At 61.3% G+C, this 13498-nt stretch carries 16 protein-coding genes; 12 read left to right on the top strand and 4 right to left on the bottom strand.

Features of this window, described 5'->3' with window-relative positions; all coding sequences use genetic code 11:
- Positions 1-21: 21 nt before the first annotated feature.
- Positions 22-573 carry an NUDIX hydrolase gene (locus ACM6IM_RS24465; protein WP_192305240.1) on the bottom strand — a complete coding sequence of 184 codons (552 nt, stop codon included), beginning with the start codon at positions 571-573 and terminating at the stop codon, positions 22-24.
- A gap of 158 nt (positions 574-731) precedes the next feature.
- Between ACM6IM_RS24465 and ACM6IM_RS24470 the strand changes: the two genes are divergently transcribed.
- From ACM6IM_RS24470 to purT, 5 genes are all read left to right on the top strand, one after another.
- Positions 732-1331 (top strand): CoA pyrophosphatase, encoded by a 600-nt coding sequence (locus ACM6IM_RS24470; protein WP_192305243.1) that lies wholly within the window; start codon positions 732-734, stop codon positions 1329-1331.
- Between the two features lie 70 nt (positions 1332-1401).
- Positions 1402-1926: a gamma carbonic anhydrase family protein gene (locus ACM6IM_RS24475; protein WP_192305245.1), complete on the top strand. Its 525-nt coding sequence runs from the start codon at positions 1402-1404 to the stop codon at positions 1924-1926.
- A complete protein-coding gene (locus ACM6IM_RS24480; protein WP_192305248.1) occupies positions 1923-2138 on the top strand; it encodes a DUF1289 domain-containing protein in 216 nt (71 codons plus the stop codon). Before ACM6IM_RS24475 ends, ACM6IM_RS24480 begins: the two co-directional genes overlap by 4 nt.
- Before the next feature lie 171 nt (positions 2139-2309).
- On the top strand, positions 2310-2777 hold the full coding sequence (locus ACM6IM_RS24485) for a preQ0 transporter (RefSeq protein WP_414866535.1): 468 nt from the start codon (positions 2310-2312) through the stop codon (positions 2775-2777).
- A 97-nt stretch (positions 2778-2874) separates the two neighbouring features.
- Positions 2875-4056, top strand: a complete 1182-nt coding sequence (gene purT, locus ACM6IM_RS24490) for a formate-dependent phosphoribosylglycinamide formyltransferase (protein ID WP_192305252.1) — start codon at positions 2875-2877, stop codon at positions 4054-4056.
- 85 nt (positions 4057-4141) lie between these two features.
- Here purT and ACM6IM_RS24495 read toward each other — a convergent pair whose 3' ends face one another.
- From ACM6IM_RS24495 to ACM6IM_RS24505, 3 genes are all read right to left on the bottom strand, one after another.
- On the bottom strand, positions 4142-5458 hold the full coding sequence (locus tag ACM6IM_RS24495) for an MFS transporter (RefSeq protein ID WP_192305254.1): 1317 nt from the start codon (positions 5456-5458) through the stop codon (positions 4142-4144).
- A gap of 193 nt (positions 5459-5651) precedes the next feature.
- Positions 5652-6887 (bottom strand): transporter associated domain-containing protein, encoded by a 1236-nt coding sequence (locus ACM6IM_RS24500; RefSeq protein WP_414866536.1) that lies wholly within the window; start codon positions 6885-6887, stop codon positions 5652-5654.
- Positions 6888-6899: 12 nt separating this feature from the next.
- Positions 6900-7712, bottom strand: a complete 813-nt coding sequence (locus ACM6IM_RS24505; protein WP_192305258.1) for an inner membrane protein YpjD — start codon at positions 7710-7712, stop codon at positions 6900-6902.
- Positions 7713-7906: 194 nt separating this feature from the next.
- Between ACM6IM_RS24505 and ffh the strand changes: the two genes are divergently transcribed.
- The 7 genes from ffh to dsbC all read left to right on the top strand — a co-directional run bounded on the left by ffh (position 7907) and on the right by dsbC (position 13477).
- On the top strand, positions 7907-9283 hold the full coding sequence (gene ffh / locus ACM6IM_RS24510) for a signal recognition particle protein (protein WP_192305260.1): 1377 nt from the start codon (positions 7907-7909) through the stop codon (positions 9281-9283).
- A gap of 248 nt (positions 9284-9531) precedes the next feature.
- On the top strand, positions 9532-9783 hold the full coding sequence (gene rpsP, locus ACM6IM_RS24515) for a 30S ribosomal protein S16 (protein WP_007944872.1): 252 nt from the start codon (positions 9532-9534) through the stop codon (positions 9781-9783).
- 5 nt (positions 9784-9788) lie between these two features.
- The gene (gene rimM / locus ACM6IM_RS24520; RefSeq protein WP_414866537.1) at positions 9789-10325 is read left to right on the top strand and encodes a ribosome maturation factor RimM; all 537 of its coding nucleotides are present in this window, start codon (positions 9789-9791) and stop codon (positions 10323-10325) included.
- 2 nt (positions 10326-10327) lie between these two features.
- Complete coding sequence (trmD, locus tag ACM6IM_RS24525; RefSeq protein ID WP_010463006.1) at positions 10328-11080, top strand: tRNA (guanosine(37)-N1)-methyltransferase TrmD; 753 nt, start codon at positions 10328-10330, stop codon at positions 11078-11080.
- A gap of 45 nt (positions 11081-11125) precedes the next feature.
- Entirely contained in the window at positions 11126-11476 is a 351-nt protein-coding gene (gene rplS, locus ACM6IM_RS24530) for a 50S ribosomal protein L19 (protein ID WP_054593850.1), read from the top strand.
- Between the two features lie 99 nt (positions 11477-11575).
- Complete coding sequence (xerD, locus tag ACM6IM_RS24535) at positions 11576-12472, top strand: site-specific tyrosine recombinase XerD (RefSeq protein WP_414866538.1); 897 nt, start codon at positions 11576-11578, stop codon at positions 12470-12472.
- 273 nt (positions 12473-12745) lie between these two features.
- Positions 12746-13477 (top strand): bifunctional protein-disulfide isomerase/oxidoreductase DsbC, encoded by a 732-nt coding sequence (dsbC, locus tag ACM6IM_RS24540; protein WP_192305266.1) that lies wholly within the window; start codon positions 12746-12748, stop codon positions 13475-13477.
- The last annotated feature ends 21 nt before the right edge of the window (positions 13478-13498 follow it).

Below are 13498 nucleotides of genomic sequence, written 5' to 3' on the forward strand. Positions count from 1 at the left end.
CAGTTTTGATGATGAATGTATTCAGGTGATCGCCGGCTGAGCAAGCGGCGGGATCGACTCCGAGCGTACGGGGTAGACCTCGGTCCGTCGGTCAGCGAAGAAGCATTCCAGGGTCCGCCCCACCGTGCGGAAAGCCAGTTCGGACCACGGGATCTCGGCTTCGTCGAAAAGCGCCACTTCCAGGCTCTCGGGGCCGGCGGAAAAGTCCAGGTCCGCCAGCTCGGCACGGAAGAACACGTGCACCTGGCTGATGTGCGGCACATCGATCAAGGTGTAGATGCTCAGGTTGCGTACCCGCGCGCAAGCTTCCTCGGCCGTTTCGCGAATGGCCGCCTGCTCGATGGTTTCACCGTTCTCCATGAAGCCGGCAGGCAGGGTCCAGTAGCCGAGGCGTGGCTCGATGGCGCGTCGGCACAATAACACTTTCGAGCCCCAGGTCGGCACGCAGCCGGCGACGATATTGGGGTTCTGATAGTGAATCGTCTGACAGCTGTCGCAAACGAAGCGCAGGCGCGAGTCGCCTTCGGGAATGCGCTGGGTCACGGGCTGGCCGCAGTGGCTGCAAAATTTCATGCTGGGGTTCCTGGGTGCCGCGTCTATCTTTGCGTGCATCTTGGCGTGTGGCGGTGTCTGTCGGCAAGTTGTCGTTTCGCGACACACGGCTGTTCGGGGGTTGGGCGGTCGGTGCGATTGGTGCATGATGCGAGGGAGAGCACACATCGAGAAGACTCATGCTGGACGAGCTACTGCATCGAGTAAGCAACCATACCCCCCGCACACTGGAGACCGACAAGCGTTTCCCTGAGGCCGCGGTTCTGGTGCCCATCACCCGCAGCGACGAACCGGAACTGGTTCTGACCCTGCGTGCCAGCGGGCTCTCGACCCATGGTGGCGAAGTGGCCTTCCCCGGCGGGCGGCGCGATCCCGAAGACCCGGACCTGATTTTCACCGCCCTGCGCGAAGCCGAGGAGGAAATCGGCTTGCCACCGGGGTTGGTCGAGGTGATAGGTCCGTTGAGCCCGCTGATCTCCCTGCACGGCATCAAGGTCACGCCTTATGTCGGGGTGATTCCGGATTTCGTCGAATACCAGGCCAACGATGCCGAGATCGCCGCGGTGTTCAGTGTGCCCCTGGAGTTTTTCCGCGAAGATCCGCGCGAGCATACGCATCGCATCGATTACCAGGGGCGCAGTTGGTACGTGCCCAGTTATCGCTACGGCGAGTACAAGATCTGGGGGCTGACGGCAATCATGATCGTCGAGTTGATCAACCTGCTTTATGACGCCCGCATCAGCCTGCATCAACCGCCCAAGAGTTTCATCAATACCTGAAGCCATTGCCGGCATGGCGCCAAACCCTGCTTTTTGCACGTGAGCCTGCCTGAGCCCCGAGGACATCACCATGAAATACCGCCTGGGCGACGCCCGCGTCGAAACCCATCCGCAGAGCTGGGTCGCACCCAATGCCGTGCTGGTCGGCAAGGTCAAGCTGGAGGAAGGCGCCAACGTCTGGTTCAACGCGGTGCTGCGTGGCGACAACGAATTGATCCTGATCGGCCAGAACAGCAACGTCCAGGACGGCACCGTGATGCACACCGACATGGGCTACCCGCTGACCCTGGGCACCGGCGTCACCGTCGGCCACAACGCCATGCTGCACGGCTGCAGCGTGGGCGACTACAGCCTGATCGGCATCAACGCGGTGATTCTCAACGGCGCGAAGATCGGCAAGCACTGCATCATCGGCGCCAACTCGCTGATCGGCGAGGGCAAGGAAATCCCCGACGGCTCGCTGGTCATGGGCTCGCCGGGCAAGGTCGTGCGCGAGTTGACCGAGGCGCAAAAGAAAATGCTCGAGGCCAGCGCTGCTCACTATGTGCATAACTCGCAGCGTTATGCCCGCGACCTGGTCGAGCAGGAACAATGACCAGCCCTGAACGTCCGGTCCTTTCGCCCTGCGTGAACATCTGTGCGCTGGACGACGATGACATCTGCACCGGCTGCCAGCGCACCGTGCAGGAGATCACGGGCTGGAGCCGGATGGACAACGACGAACGGCGCCGGGTGCTGGGGTTGTGCCATGAGCGGGCCAAGTCCAGCGGGCTGTTGTGGATGCTCCCTGGGAAGTCCGGCGCCTGACAGGACCCTTCGCGAGCGAGCCCGCTCCCACAGAGAGGACTGTGTTCGCAGCAGACCCCTGTGGGAGCGGGCTTGCTCGCGAAGAGGCCAGTACAACCACTGCTGATATTGGCCTGAGACCTTCGGTGAAGTAACCTGCACACCCGCTCTTAAGGTGATACCCCGCCTAACATGCTTTTCCTGATCGCCTATATCGGCAGCGTCGTGCTGATCAACTACGCCTTTTCCTCTGCGCCACACCTGGACATCATCTGGTCGGCCTGGGGTGGCCTGGTGTTCGTGCTGCGCGACATGGTGCAGATCCGTTTCGGTCATGGCGCCATCGTGGCGATGCTGGTGGCGCTGGTGCTGTCGTACGTCACGTCTGACCCTTCCATCGCACTGGCCAGCGCCACCGCGTTCGCGGTCTCGGAGTGCATCGACTGGCTGGTGTTCAGCATTACCCGGCGCCCGTTGCACGACCGCCTGTGGATAAGTTCTGCCCTGAGCATCCCGCTCGATACCTTCATTTTTTTCGGCATGATCGACGCCTTCACGCCGGCCGTGATCCTCACGGCCATGGGGTCGAAGTTCGCCGGGGTGACGGCGGTCTGGCTGATCATGGCCTGGCGCTTGCGCAAACAGGCCGTCGCCAGCTGAAGCCAAACCCTCAGGTTCATGTAAAATGCCGCGCTTTCTTCCCGTGGGAAGCGCACTGGGTGCCTTCCTCGATGATCCGCTCCTTTGAGGACCTGAGATGACCCGTATCGGAACTCCATTGTCGCCAACCGCGACCCGCGTATTGATGTGTGGCTGTGGTGAGTTGGGCAAGGAAGTGGTGATCGAGCTGCAACGCCTGGGCGTTGAAGTGATTGCCGTGGATCGTTACGCCAACGCACCGGCCATGCAGGTTGCCCATCGCAGCCACGTGATCAACATGCTCGACGGCGCCGCCCTGCGTGCCGTGATCGAAGCCGAGAAGCCGCACTTCATCGTGCCGGAAATCGAAGCCATCGCCACCGCGACCCTGGTCGAACTGGAAGCCGAAGGCTTCACCGTGGTGCCGACCGCGCGTGCCGCGCAACTGACCATGAACCGTGAAGGCATCCGCCGCCTGGCCGCCGAAGAGCTGGACCTGCCGACTTCGCCTTACCACTTCGCCGACACCTTCGAGGACTACAGCAAAGCCGTCGAGGACCTGGGTTTCCCCTGCGTGGTCAAGCCGGTCATGAGCTCCTCGGGCAAAGGCCAGAGCCTGCTGCGCAGCGTCGATGATGTGAAAGCCGCTTGGGATTACGCCCAGGAAGGCGGCCGTGCCGGCAAGGGCCGGGTCATTATCGAGGGCTTCATCGATTTCGATTACGAAATCACCTTACTGACCGTGCGTCACATTGGCGGCACCACGTTCTGTGCGCCGGTCGGCCACCGTCAGGAAAAGGGCGACTACCAGGAATCCTGGCAGCCACAGGCCATGAGCCCGGTTGCCCTGGCCGAATCCGAACGCGTTGCCAAAGCCGTCACCGAAGCCCTGGGCGGTCGCGGAATGTTTGGGGTCGAGCTGTTCATCAAGGGCGATCAGGTATGGTTCAGCGAAGTCTCGCCGCGTCCGCATGACACCGGCCTGGTGACCCTGATTTCCCAGGACCTGTCGCAGTTCGCCCTGCACGCGCGGGCCATCCTGGGCCTGCCGATTCCATTGATCCGTCAGTTCGGGCCATCGGCTTCGGCGGTGATTCTGGTGGAAGGCCAGTCGACCCAGACCGCGTTCGCCAACCTGGGCGCAGCCTTGAGCGAACCGGACACGGCGTTGCGCCTGTTCGGCAAGCCTGAGGTGAACGGCCAGCGCCGCATGGGCGTGGCTCTGGCGCGGGACGAGTCGATCGAAGCTGCCCGGGCCAAAGCGACCCGTGCTGCCCAGGCGGTGGTGGTCGAGCTCTAAACCGTAGCGCGGCTATCGCGAGCAGGCTCGCTCCCACAGATCGGTATGATCTTGTGGGAGCGAGCCTGCTCGCGATGGCGACCGGTCAAGCCACCCGATTCAGATCGTTGTTGCGCGTCTCTTTCAGGCACAGCACCGCCAGCAGACTCAATACCGCTGCCCCCGACACGTACCCGCCGACATAACTCAACCCTCCCATCGCCACCAGCTTCTGCGCGAAGAACGGCGCCGCCGAGGCTCCGACAATGCCGCCCAGGTTGTAGGCCGCTGACGCACCGGTGTAACGCACGTGTGTCGGAAACAGTTCCGGCAGCAGCGCCCCCATGGGCGCGAACGTCACGCCCATCAGAAACAGCTCGATGCACAGAAACAGCGCCACGCCCCAGGTCGAACCCTGGGTCAACAGCGGCTCCATCAGGAATCCGGACAGAATCGCCAGCACGCCACCGATGATCAGGATCGGCTTGCGTCCGTAGCGGTCGCTGGCCCAGGCCGACAGCGGAGTGGCGGCGGCCATGAACAGCACGGCGAAGCACAGCAGGCCGAGGAAGGTTTCGCGGGTGTAACCCAGCGTCGACACGCCATAACTGAGTGAAAACACGGTCGAGATGTAGAACAGTGCATAGCACACCACCATCGATCCGGCCCCCAGCAACACCGGCGCCCAGTATTGGCTGAACAACTCGACCAGCGGCAGCTTCACCCGTTCCTGTCGCGCCATGGCGTTGGCGAACACCGGGGTCTCGTGGAGTTTCAGGCGCACGTACAGGCCGACCATCACCAGCGCGGCGCTGAGCAGGAAGGGAATCCGCCAGCCCCACGAACGGAACTGTTCGTCATCCAGGCCCATGGCCAGGCTCAGGAACAGGCCGTTGGCGGCGAGAAAACCAATCGAAGGGCCGAGTTGGGGAAACATGCCGAACCAGGCGCGTTTGCCCTTGGGCGCATTTTCCGTCGCCAGCAGCGCCGCACCGCCCCATTCACCGCCCAGCCCCAGGCCTTGGCCAAAGCGCAACACGCAGAGCAGGATCGGCGCCCAGGCACCGATGCTGTCGTAACCCGGCAGGACACCGATCAAGGTGGTACAGATGCCCATCAGCAGCAGCGAGGCGACCAGGGTCGATTTGCGCCCGATGCGGTCACCGAAATGGCCAAACAGCGCCGAGCCCAAGGGGCGCGCCAGAAAAGCGATGCCGAAGGTGAGAAACGCCGAGAGCATCTGGGCAGTGCCGGAGGTCTGCGGGAAAAACACCGGGCCGATCACCAGCGCTGCGGCCGTGGCGTACACATAAAAGTCGTAGAACTCGATGGCAGTGCCGATAAAGCTCGCCGTCGCGACCCGAGTGGCGGAGTTCGTCGGCTGTTCGGGCGTGGTTTCGGTAAAGGTCGTGCTGGTCGTCATGCGGTTGTCCCTGACAGTCATGTGCTCCCGTGGAGCGAATTATTATGGTTGAACACCCAGGGATGTGGGTTTGCAGCGGGGTGCGGGTAGCACGGGTAGGGCGGGGCTTGGGTAAGCGTAGTGCGATTATAGGAAGGTGGCTAACGATTGAACAAGGGCAAACCCCTGTGCGCTCAGGCTGGATCGGCGAGGGTTAAGGGGTGACCGGAATGGCGCTGGTGTGCCAGATCAATACGCGGGTCACGCGATTGTCTTCGGTTTCCAGAATCTCCAGCCGGTAACGCCCGATCTTCAGGCACACCGGGCTGTCCGGAATCGTCTCCAGTGCCTCGGTCACCAACCCATTGAGGGTTTTCGGGCCGTCGCTGGGCAGGTGCCAGCCGAGGCTTTTGTTCAGCTCGCGGATGGACGCCGCGCCATCGATCACCAGGCGTCCGTCGGCCTGTGGATGGATGTGCGGGTTATGCAGGCTGTGCTGGCTTTCGAATTCGCCGACGATTTCTTCGAGGATGTCTTCCAGGGTCACAATGCCGAGCACCTCGCCATACTCGTCGACCACCATGCCCAGGCGCCGTTGCTGCTTGTGGAAATTCAGCAATTGCAGTTGCAGTGGGGTGCTCTCCGGGACGAAATACGGGTCGTAGCTGGCGGCCAGCAACGCTTCGCGGGTCAGGTTGCCCTCGGTCAGCAGATGGCGGATCTGGCGGGTGTTGAGCACCGCTTCGACCTGATTGATGTCACTGTGGAACACCGGCAGGCGTGTGCGCCGATTGGCCCGCAATTGCTCGACGATCTCTTCGATGGAGTCGTCCAGGTTGATCCCGTCGACATCGCTGCGCGGCACCAGGATGTCGTTGACGGTGATGTTGTCCAGCGCATGGATGCCCGGCAGCGGGTGTGGTCGGCAGACCGGGCTCTGCGGGTCATCATGGCGATCGGTCGGCGTTTCGTCCTCGCTCTGCTGCACCACCCGGACCCTGCGGGCAAACGGTCGCGTCAGCAACCGGCTGAGGCCATCGAGCAGCCAGGCGGCGGGGTAGACGATTTTCAGTGGCACGCCGAGCAGGGTATTGCCCAGGGACAGGACGGCATCCGGATAACGCACAGCGAGGGCACGCGGCAGGTAGTCGGCAAACACCAGGAGCATCGCGCCCGCCACGAGGCAGGCGACCCACGGGCCGTTTTCGGCCCAGGTGAAAATCGCCAGCAGGGTGCAGATGACCACCACCAGCGCGCGACACAGGGTGTTGCAGAAGATCAGGCTGGACAGCGGGAAACTCAGTTTCGCCACCGGCTTGTCGCTGGAGCGCGAGGCCGTGCGTTGGGCCAGCAAATGCTGTTGCGCGGCCTCGACGGCGGTGAACAGCCCCGACCATAAAATCAGCAGGGCCACCACGGCGAGCATCGGTCCTATGGGCAAGTCGTCCATTAATGCCGCCTGTCAGATATGCAGGATGTATTCACGGACCAGTTTGCTGCCGAAGTACGCCAGCATCAGCAGGCAGAAACCGGCCAGGGTCCAGCGGATGGCCTTGTGTCCACGCCAGCCGAGGCGATTGCGACCCCAGAGCAGCACGCTGAAGACGATCCAGGCCAGGCACGCCAGCAGGGTCTTGTGCACCAGGTGCTGGGCGAACAGGTTGTCGACGAACAGCCATCCGGAAATCAGCGACAGCGACAACAGGGTCCAGCCGGCCCAGAGGAAACCGAACAGCAGGCTTTCCATGGTTTGCAGCGGCGGGAAGTTCTTGATCAGCCCGGACGGGTGCTTGTGCTTGAGCTGATGGTCCTGGACCAGCAGCAACAAGGCCTGGAACACCGCGATGGTGAACATGCCGTAGGCGAGGATCGACAACAGGATGTGCGCGAGGATGCCCGGCTCTTCGTCGATGATCTGCACCGTGCCGGCAGGGGCGAACTGGGCAAGCAGCACGGTCGCGACGCCCAGCGGGAACAGCAGGATCAGCAGGTTTTCCACGGGGATTCGTGAACACGCCAGCAGGGTCAGGGCGATGACGGCGGCAGCGATCAGGCTGGCGGCGCTGAAAAAGTCCAGGCCCAGGCCGATCGGCGTCAGCAGGTGGGTGAACAGGCTGGCACTGTGGGCCAGGACCGCCAGCACGCCGAGCGTGACCAGCAGGCGCTTGTTCGCCTTGGCGCCGGAGGCCAGGCGAGTGCCCTGATAGATGGTCGCAGCGGCATACAAGCAGGCGGCGGCGAGCGTGGTGAGCAAACTGGGTGACAAGGGGAGCATAAATCCTGTTAGGCAAGCCCGAAAGGCGCTGAGTTTGGCATAGAACCCCCACGGCACGAAAGTGCGAGGTGTGCGCCAGACGCAGTCTTCGCTATAATCCGCGACCTGCCCACGCCGCCAGCTCGCCGAGCACCTGTTTTTCCGCTCTGGGCCGCCATTATCCCGGTCTACACAGGGCCTGAAAGGATCGCGCAATGTTTGAAAACCTAACCGACCGTCTCTCGCAGACGCTGCGCCATGTCACCGGCAAGGCCAAGCTGACCGAGGACAACATCAAAGACACCCTGCGCGAAGTGCGCATGGCGCTGCTCGAAGCCGACGTCGCCTTGCCGGTGGTGAAGGATTTCGTCAACTCGGTCAAGGAACGCGCCGTCGGCACCGAAGTGTCGCGCAGCCTGACGCCGGGCCAGGCCTTCGTGAAGATCGTCCAGGCCGAACTCGAAAGCCTGATGGGTGCGGCCAACGAAGACCTGAACCTGAGCGCCGTGCCACCTGCGGTCGTCTTGATGGCCGGTTTGCAAGGCGCCGGTAAAACCACCACGGCCGGCAAGCTCGCGCGCTTCCTTAAAGAGCGCAAGAAGAAGTCGGTGATGGTCGTGTCCGCGGACGTCTACCGTCCGGCGGCGATCAAGCAGCTGGAAACCCTGGCCAACGACATCGGCGTGACGTTCTTTCCGTCCGACCTGAGCCAGAAGCCGGTGGACATCGCCCAGGCGGCCATCAAGGAAGCCCGGCTGAAATTCATCGACGTGGTGATCGTCGATACCGCCGGTCGCCTGCACATCGACGAAGAGATGATGGGCGAGATCAAGGCGTTGCACGCTGCGGTCAACCCGGTCGAGACCCTGTTCGTGGTCGACGCCATGACCGGTCAGGACGCCGCCAACACGGCCAAGGCCTTCGGCGATGCGCTGCCCCTGACCGGCGTGATCCTGACCAAGGTCGACGGCGATGCCCGTGGCGGTGCCGCGCTGTCGGTCCGTGCCATCACCGGCAAGCCGATCAAGTTCATCGGTATGGGCGAGAAGAGCGAAGCGCTCGAGCCGTTCCACCCTGAGCGTATCGCTTCGCGCATCCTCGGCATGGGTGACGTGCTCAGCCTGATCGAGCAGGCGGAAGCGACCCTCGACAAGGACAAGGCCGACAAGCTGGCCAAGAAACTGAAGAAGGGCAAGGGCTTCGACCTCGAAGACTTCCGCGATCAGTTGCAACAGATGAAGAACATGGGCGGCCTCGGCGGCCTCATGGACAAACTGCCCAACATCGGCGGCGTGAACCTGGCGCAGATGGGCAACGCCCAGGGCGCGGCAGAGAAGCAGTTCAAGCAGATGGAGGCCATCATCAACTCCATGACCCCCGCCGAGCGTCGCGACCCCGAGATGATCAGCGGTTCGCGCAAGCGCCGGATCGCCATGGGTTCCGGCACCCAGGTGCAGGACATCGGTCGCTTGATCAAGCAGCACAAGCAGATGCAGAAGATGATGAAGAAGTTTTCCGCAAAAGGCGGCATGGCCAAAATGATGCGCGGCATGGGCGGTATGTTGCCCGGCGGCGGCATGCCGAAGCTATAAGGAAGGCGCCGGTCATCGCATCGGCGCAGGCCCGCAGGGAGGCGGGATCTCCAGCAAACCCGCACTTGGCGGGAGCTGACTGGCCGTTGTCAACGACGGCTCTATAGCAAATCTGGATGGCGGCCGATAGACCGCCGGAAAAAGTCATTTGCAAAAGTCCGGATATTCCTTAGAATATGCGGCCTTTCGGGCACCTATGCCCGCTGTGCCTTTAGATTTGCAGCACCGACTACAGGAACGATGTTCACATGCTAACAATCCGTCTTGCCCTTGGCGGCTCCAAAAAGCGCCCGTTTTACCACTTGACCGTAACCGACAGCCGCAACCCGCGCGACGGTTCGCACAAGGAACAGGTTGGTTTCTTCAACCCTGTTGCCCGTGGTCAGGAAGTTCGTCTGTCCGTGAACCAAGAGCGCGTAGCCTACTGGCTGAGCGTTGGTGCACAGCCTTCTGAGCGCGTTGCTCAGTTGTTGAAGGACGCTGCTAAGGCTGCGGCCTGAGCAATATGAACGCGACGCCAGCTGTTGCTGATGATTTGATCGTTATCGGCAAAATTTATTCGGTTCATGGCGTTCGCGGCGAAGTGAAGGTGTATTCCTTTACTGATCCGACTGAAAACCTGTTGCAGTACAAATCCTGGACGCTCAAGCGCGAAGGAAGTGTGAAACAGGTCGAGCTGGTCAGCGGACGTGGGAACGACAAGTTCCTGGTCGCAAAGCTCAAGGGTCTTGATGATCGTGAAGAAGCGCGTCTTCTGGCCGGTTACGAGATCTGCGTGCCGCGTAACCTGTTCCCTGAACTGACCGACGGCGAGTACTACTGGTACCAGCTGGAAGGTCTGAAGGTTATTGATCAACTCGGGCAATTGCTCGGGAAAATCGATCATCTTCTGGAAACCGGCGCCAATGATGTAATGGTGGTCAAGCCTTGCGCTGGCAGCCTGGATGATCGCGAACGCCTGTTGCCCTATACCGAGCAATGCGTGTTGGCCATCGACCTTGCCGCAGGCGAGATGAAGGTGGATTGGGACGCGGACTTCTAAGCGTGGCTAACTTGCGCGTAGAAGTGATCAGTCTGTTCCCCGAGATGTTCTCCGCCATCAGCGAGTACGGCATCACCAGTCGGGCGGTGAAACAGGGGCTGTTGCAGCTGACCTGTTGGAATCCGCGAGACTACACGACGGATCGACATCACACGGTGGATGATCGCCCATTTGGCGGTGGTCCGGGGATGGTGATGAAGATCAAGCCCCTGGAAGATGCTCTGGTTCAGGCCAAGGCAGCAGCCGGGGAGGCGGCGAAGGTGATTTACCTGTCCCCCCAAGGCCGTCAACTGACTCAGTCGGCGGTACGCGAGTTGGCGAATCTGGATGCATTGATCCTGATTGCCGGTCGCTATGAAGGCATTGACGAGCGTTTTATCGAGGCTCATGTCGATGAAGAGTGGTCGATTGGCGACTATGTACTGTCTGGCGGCGAGCTGCCGGCGATGGTCCTGATCGATGCGGTTACACGACTGCTGCCCGGAGCTTTAGGGCATGCGGACTCCGCCGAGGAAGATTCCTTTACGGATGGTCTGCTGGATTGCCCGCACTACACCCGACCTGAGGTGTATGCGGATCAGCGTGTTCCCGACGTATTGCTAAGTGGCAATCACGCGCACATCCGGCGTTGGCGTTTACAGCAGTCCCTTGGTCGGACCTTTGAACGACGCGCCGATCTTCTGGAAAGCCGCTCGCTTTCTGGAGAAGAGAAGAAGCTGCTCGAGGAATACATCCGCGAGCGGGACGATAGTTAACAACGTATCGATGGTAGATCCGACGATTTACCTTAGGAGCACAGCATGACTAACAAAATCATCCTTGCACTCGAAGCAGAGCAGATGACCAAAGAAATCCCTACCTTTGCCCCGGGCGACACCATTGTCGTTCAGGTGAAAGTGAAGGAAGGCGACCGTTCGCGTCTGCAAGCGTTCGAAGGTGTTGTTATCGCCAAGCGTAACCGCGGCGTAAACAGTGCATTCACCGTTCGTAAAATCTCCAACGGTGTTGGCGTAGAGCGTACTTTCCAGACCTACAGCCCGCAAATCGACAGCATGGCTGTCAAGCGTCGCGGCGACGTACGTAAAGCCAAGCTGTACTACCTGCGCGACCTGTCGGGTAAAGCAGCTCGCATCAAGGAAAAACTGGTTTAAGTCCAGCTTCCGATGCAAAAAAAGCAGCCTGCGGGCTGCTTTTTTGTTGCCCGCGATTTATCGTTCCGAACCGTATTGCCGGTTTTTGCCTGAGCCTCTATGCCTGCCATTGATCATCCACTGATAGACCAGTTTCTCGATGCGCTGTGGCTGGAGAAAGGTCTTTCCGATAACACCCGTGATGCCTATCGCAGCGACCTGGCACTGTTCAACGGCTGGTTGCAGGATAAAAACCTGGAACTGCTCAACGCCGGTCGCGAGTTGATCCTCGATCACCTAGCCTGGCGCCTGGAGCAGAACTACAAGCCTCGTTCCACGGCGCGTTTCCTTTCCGGCGTGCGGGGCTTCTATCGCTATCTGCTGCGGGAAAAGCTGATCGCTGTCGATCCGACGCTGCGTGTGGACATGCCGCAACTGGGCAGGCCGTTGCCCAAATCCCTGTCGGAGGCGGATGTCGAAGCGCTGTTGAAGGCGCCTGACCTGAGCGAAGCCATCGGCCAGCGTGATCGTGCCATGCTCGAAGTGCTCTACGCCTGCGGGTTGCGGGTGACGGAATTGATCAGCCTGACGCTGGAGCAGGTCAACCTGCGCCAGGGCGTGTTGCGGGTGATGGGCAAGGGCAGCAAAGAGCGGCTGGTGCCCATGGGGGAGGAGGCGATTGTCTGGGTCGAGCGCTACCTGCGCGATGGCCGTGGTGAACTGCTGGGCGGCCGTCCGAGCGACGTGTTGTTTCCCAGCCAGCGCGGTGAGCAGATGACGCGCCAGACCTTCTGGCATCGCATCAAGCATCAGGCCAAGGTCGCCGGGATCGGCAAATCGCTGTCGCCGCACACCCTGCGTCATGCCTTCGCCACTCACTTGCTCAATCACGGTGCCGACTTGCGGGTGGTGCAGATGCTGCTCGGCCACAGCGACCTGTCGACCACCCAGATCTACACCCATGTTGCCCGGGCGCGGCTGCAGGACCTGCATGCCAGGCATCATCCGCGGGGGTGAGCGCTGGTCCCCAGTGGGAGCGGGCTTGCTCGCGAAAGCGGTGTATCAGATACAAATTACGTGACTGACACACCGCTTTCGCGAGCAAGCCCGCTCCCACAGACAAGCTGTTCCTCATGGCAATTGATCGTTGGCCAACACCTTGTATCACCGGCATTCGGCCCTGCGACCCTTATGTGGTAGGCTTTGCCGGTTTGCACGATGGGCGGTTATGACCCGGTGTTTCGGCACGGGCGTTCTGATCGTCCCATTTGTCCGCCTTCAGGAGTTCTCATGCGTCTGACCCAGATTTTCGCCGCCGCAGCCATTGCGTTGGTCAGCACCTTTGCCGTCGCCGATGACGCGGCCGACAAAGCCATCCGTAAAAGCCTGGAAAACCTCCAGCTCGAAGTCCCGGTAGAAAGCATCTCCGCCAGCCCCTTGCCCGGCCTGTACGAAGTCAAGCTCAAGGGTAGCCGCGTCCTCTACGCCAGCGCCGACGGCCAGTACGTGGTGCAGGGCTACATGTTCCAGCTCAAGGACGGTAAGCCGGTCAACCTGACCGAGAAGACCGAACGCCTGGGCATCTCCAAGCTGATCAACGACATTCCGGTTGCCGAAACCGTGGTTTACCCGGCCATCGGCGAAACCAAGTCACACATCACCGTGTTCACCGACACCACCTGCCCGTACTGCCACAAACTGCACGCCGAAGTGCCTGAGCTGAACAAGCGCGGCATCGAAGTGCGTTACGTCGCGTTCCCGCGCCAGGGCCTGGGTTCGCCAGGTGACGAGCAACTGCAGGCGGTCTGGTGCTCGAAAGACAAGAAAGCGGCCATGGACAAGATGGTCGATGGCAAGGAAATCAAGGCCGCCAAGTGCGACAACCCGGTTTCCAAGCAATTTGCCCTCGGCCAGTCGATTGGCGTGAACGGCACGCCGGCCATCGTTTTGGCCGACGGTCAGGTGATTCCGGGCTACCAGCCTGCGCCACAAGTCGCCAAACTGGCGCTGGGCGCGAAGTGATTTCGCATCGCCAGGGCGTGG

Origin of the sequence: Pseudomonas sp. IT-P12 (genome assembly GCF_949767465.1) — a bacterium.
Taxonomy (GTDB): domain Bacteria; phylum Pseudomonadota; class Gammaproteobacteria; order Pseudomonadales; family Pseudomonadaceae; genus Aquipseudomonas.

What these genes read in the sequence shown, in the direction of transcription:
- ACM6IM_RS24480 (WP_192305248.1), top strand. Translation starts at nt 1,923, where the DNA reads ATGACCAGCCCTGAACGTCCGGTCCTTTCGCCCTGCGTGAACATCTGT.
- purT (WP_192305252.1), top strand. Translation starts at nt 2,875, where the DNA reads ATGACCCGTATCGGAACTCCATTGTCGCCAACCGCGACCCGCGTATTG.
- ffh (WP_192305260.1), top strand. Translation starts at nt 7,907, where the DNA reads ATGTTTGAAAACCTAACCGACCGTCTCTCGCAGACGCTGCGCCATGTC.
- ACM6IM_RS24505 (WP_192305258.1), bottom strand. Translation starts at nt 7,712, where the DNA reads ATGCTCCCCTTGTCACCCAGTTTGCTCACCACGCTCGCCGCCGCCTGC.
- ACM6IM_RS24500 (WP_414866536.1), bottom strand. Translation starts at nt 6,887, where the DNA reads ATGGACGACTTGCCCATAGGACCGATGCTCGCCGTGGTGGCCCTGCTG.
- rimM (WP_414866537.1), top strand. Translation starts at nt 9,789, where the DNA reads ATGAACGCGACGCCAGCTGTTGCTGATGATTTGATCGTTATCGGCAAA.
- rpsP (WP_007944872.1), top strand. Translation starts at nt 9,532, where the DNA reads ATGCTAACAATCCGTCTTGCCCTTGGCGGCTCCAAAAAGCGCCCGTTT.
- ACM6IM_RS24485 (WP_414866535.1), top strand. Translation starts at nt 2,310, where the DNA reads ATGCTTTTCCTGATCGCCTATATCGGCAGCGTCGTGCTGATCAACTAC.
- ACM6IM_RS24495 (WP_192305254.1), bottom strand. Translation starts at nt 5,458, where the DNA reads ATGACGACCAGCACGACCTTTACCGAAACCACGCCCGAACAGCCGACG.
- xerD (WP_414866538.1), top strand. Translation starts at nt 11,576, where the DNA reads ATGCCTGCCATTGATCATCCACTGATAGACCAGTTTCTCGATGCGCTG.
- ACM6IM_RS24465 (WP_192305240.1), bottom strand. Translation starts at nt 573, where the DNA reads ATGAAATTTTGCAGCCACTGCGGCCAGCCCGTGACCCAGCGCATTCCC.
- rplS (WP_054593850.1), top strand. Translation starts at nt 11,126, where the DNA reads ATGACTAACAAAATCATCCTTGCACTCGAAGCAGAGCAGATGACCAAA.
- ACM6IM_RS24475 (WP_192305245.1), top strand. Translation starts at nt 1,402, where the DNA reads ATGAAATACCGCCTGGGCGACGCCCGCGTCGAAACCCATCCGCAGAGC.
- ACM6IM_RS24470 (WP_192305243.1), top strand. Translation starts at nt 732, where the DNA reads ATGCTGGACGAGCTACTGCATCGAGTAAGCAACCATACCCCCCGCACA.
- dsbC (WP_192305266.1), top strand. Translation starts at nt 12,746, where the DNA reads ATGCGTCTGACCCAGATTTTCGCCGCCGCAGCCATTGCGTTGGTCAGC.